2 protein-coding genes are annotated in these 2,650 nt (G+C 75.3%); both read left to right on the plus strand.

Annotated features, from left to right (window positions below):
- A partial coding sequence (locus EHS43_RS42100) for an exopolysaccharide biosynthesis polyprenyl glycosylphosphotransferase (RefSeq protein WP_125195751.1) occupies positions 1-1,276 on the plus strand: 1,276 nt, incomplete at its 5' end.
- Positions 1,277-1,282: 6 nt separating this feature from the next.
- On the plus strand, positions 1,283-2,647 hold the full coding sequence (locus EHS43_RS42105) for an O-antigen ligase (protein WP_125195752.1): 1,365 nt from the start codon (positions 1,283-1,285) through the stop codon (positions 2,645-2,647).
- Positions 2,648-2,650: the final 3 nt, after the last annotated feature.

A 2,650-nucleotide genomic window follows, 5' to 3' on the forward strand; every position in this document is an offset into this window, starting at 1 on the left:
GCTGCTCACCGCGGACCTCGTCGCCGCCCTGGTGGGCGCGGGCGCGTTCACCGGTGACCGGTGGCGGCCGCTGCTCGTGGCGGTGCTGGTGGCCGCCTCGATGCTGCTGCGCCCGCACCCGCCCCGCCGGGTGGCCGGCGTCCTCGACGAACTGCCCGCCGTCTGCGCCAGGATCGCGGTCGCCTGGCTGGTCCTCGCCGCCGCGGTGGCCTCGTACGACCCGGACCGGGCGCTGTCCCCGGCCGTGCTCGTCACCGGCTTCCTGCTCCAGTCGGTGACGGCCTGCGTGGGCCGCGGGACCGTGCGCCGGGGGCAGCGGCTCGCCCGGCTCGCCCGTCCGCGCGCCGCGCTGGTCATCGGCCCGGCGGCGACCGCGCAGCGCGTGGCAGCCGCCGTACTGCGCCACCCGGGCTGCGGGGTGCGGCCGGTGGGGATCGTGACCGAGCAGCCCGACGGCGGTGAGGGGCTGCCGGTGCTGACGACCGGCGAGGAGGTCGAGCGGGCGCTCATCCAGAACGGCGTACGCGAGGTCCTGACCGTGCATCCGTCCGTACGGTCCCGGCAGGGGCCGTTGCTGCGGGCGCTCGCCGAGTCGGGCTGCGCGGTGTGGGAGCTCGACGCGGAGACACCGTCGTACGAGATGCGCGAGCAGCTCGCCGGGTTCTCCTGCCGGCGCCTGGTGATGGGCTCGCGGCGGCGGGGCAGCGCCGGGAAGCGGGCGCTGGACGTGGCGGTGTCCGGGACGCTGCTGTTGCTGGTCAGCCCGCTGCTGCTGGTGTGCGCGGTGGCGCTGCGGCTGACCGGCGGGCGGGGCGTGGTGTTCCGGCAGGAGCGGATCGGCAAGGACGGCAAGCCGTTCACGCTGCTGAAGTTCCGCACCCACCGTCCGGTCGACGCGCACGAGGCGGCGACGCGCTGGAGCGTGGCGAACGAGCACCGCATGCCGTGGCTGTGCCGCTTCATGCGTCGCACCTCGATGGACGAGCTGCTCCAGCTGTGGAACGTCCTGCGGGGCGACATGAGCCTGGTCGGCCCGCGGCCCGAACGCCCCTACTTCGTCACGAAGTTCAGCCAGACCTACCCCGGCTACGCGGCCCGCCACCGGATGCGGACCGGCATCACCGGGCTCGCCCAGATCCACGGTCTGCGCGGTGACACCTCGATCGAGGACCGCTGCCGCTTCGACAACGCGTACATCGACAACTGGTCTCTGTGGCAGGACATCTGCATCCTGCTGCGCACCGCGGCCACGCTCGTGCGTCCGACGGGGAGCTGAGCGCGCATGAGTCTCGCGCTGAGCCTGCCGCGGGTCCGGGAGCTGACTCCCGTGCTGCCGGTGGTGGCCGTGGTCGCCCTGCTGGCGCTGCCGGTGTCGCCGACCGCCGAGAGCGGTGCGGGACCGGCCGACGCCGTCTCCGGCCTGGTGGTGCTGTACTGCGTGGTCCGGCTGCTGCGGGAACGGCGCCGGCCCCTGTCGCGGACGGCGGCCGTCGTCCTCGGTCTGCCGGTGGTGGGGCTGGCCGTCGCCGCGGTGGGCGCGGCCTCGCCGGGCGCCGGGCTCACCGGCATGGGCCGCTACCTCCAGGTCTTCGTGCTGGTCCCGGCGGCCGTGCTGCTGCTGGTCCGGGACCGGCGCGACTTCCGGCTGCTGGCCTGGTCGCTGGTGGCCCTCGCCGGGTGGCAGGGCGCGATCGGCGTGCACCAGTACGCGACCGGGACCGGCGCCTCCTACCAGGGCGAGGACATCCGGGCCGTCGGCACCTTCGGGGCGGCGGACGTGATGGGGATGGCGACCGTCGTCTCCTTCGGGCTGGTGTGCGCGCTCGGGCTGGCGCTGGGCCAGGCGCCGGTACGGCAGCGGGTGGTCGCCGCGGGGTGCGCGCTCGCGCTGTTCCTGCCGCTCGCTCTGTCCTTCAGCCGGGGCGCGTGGATCGCCACGGCCGTGACCTGCTCGGTGCAGCTGGTGCTGGCCGGGCTGCGGCGGGCGCTGGCGGTGGGAGCCGTGGCGGCCGCCGTCGGCGTCATCCTGGTGGGCGGTCTCGGGGTCGGTTCGGCGCAGCTGCAGGAGCGGATCAGCAGCATCACGCAGGTCACCGACGCCCCCGACCAGTCCGTGACCGACCGGTACACCATGTGGGCGGCGGCCGTCGGCATGTGGCGCGAACAGCCGCTGACGGGCGTGGGGTTGAAGGGGTTCCCCGAGCAGCGGGACGCACACGCCTCGCTGGCCCTGTCGGCCGGCAGCGACACGGAGGGCGCGGGCGCGGCCTTCCGGCGGCAGCCGCTGCTGTCCCCCCACAACATGTACCTCCTCCTGCTCGCCGAACAGGGCCTGATCGGCCTGATCGCCCTCGCGGGCGGCTGGCTGGCGCTGCTGGTGTGCGGGCTGCGGGGGCTGGTGCGGGCGCGCCGGTGCGGGCGGGGGCTGGACTGCGCGCTCGTCGGCTGCGGGCTGCTGGTGTGGCAGCTGACGGACTTCGCGTACGCGGACATCGGCGGCCCCTCGACGGTGCTGACGGCGGTGTGCTTCGGAGTGGTGGCCTGGTGGGCACTGGTCGGCAGCGGTGCCGTGCGCCCGCGCGACGAGAGCGCCGCCGCGCCGGCCCGTGAGGGGTCCGGCACCACCGAGGGGGCCGGAACACGATGACGG

The sequence above is a fragment of the Streptomyces sp. RP5T genome (genome assembly GCF_003933965.1).
In the GTDB taxonomy this organism is placed as follows: Bacteria; Actinomycetota; Actinomycetes; order Streptomycetales; family Streptomycetaceae; genus Streptomyces.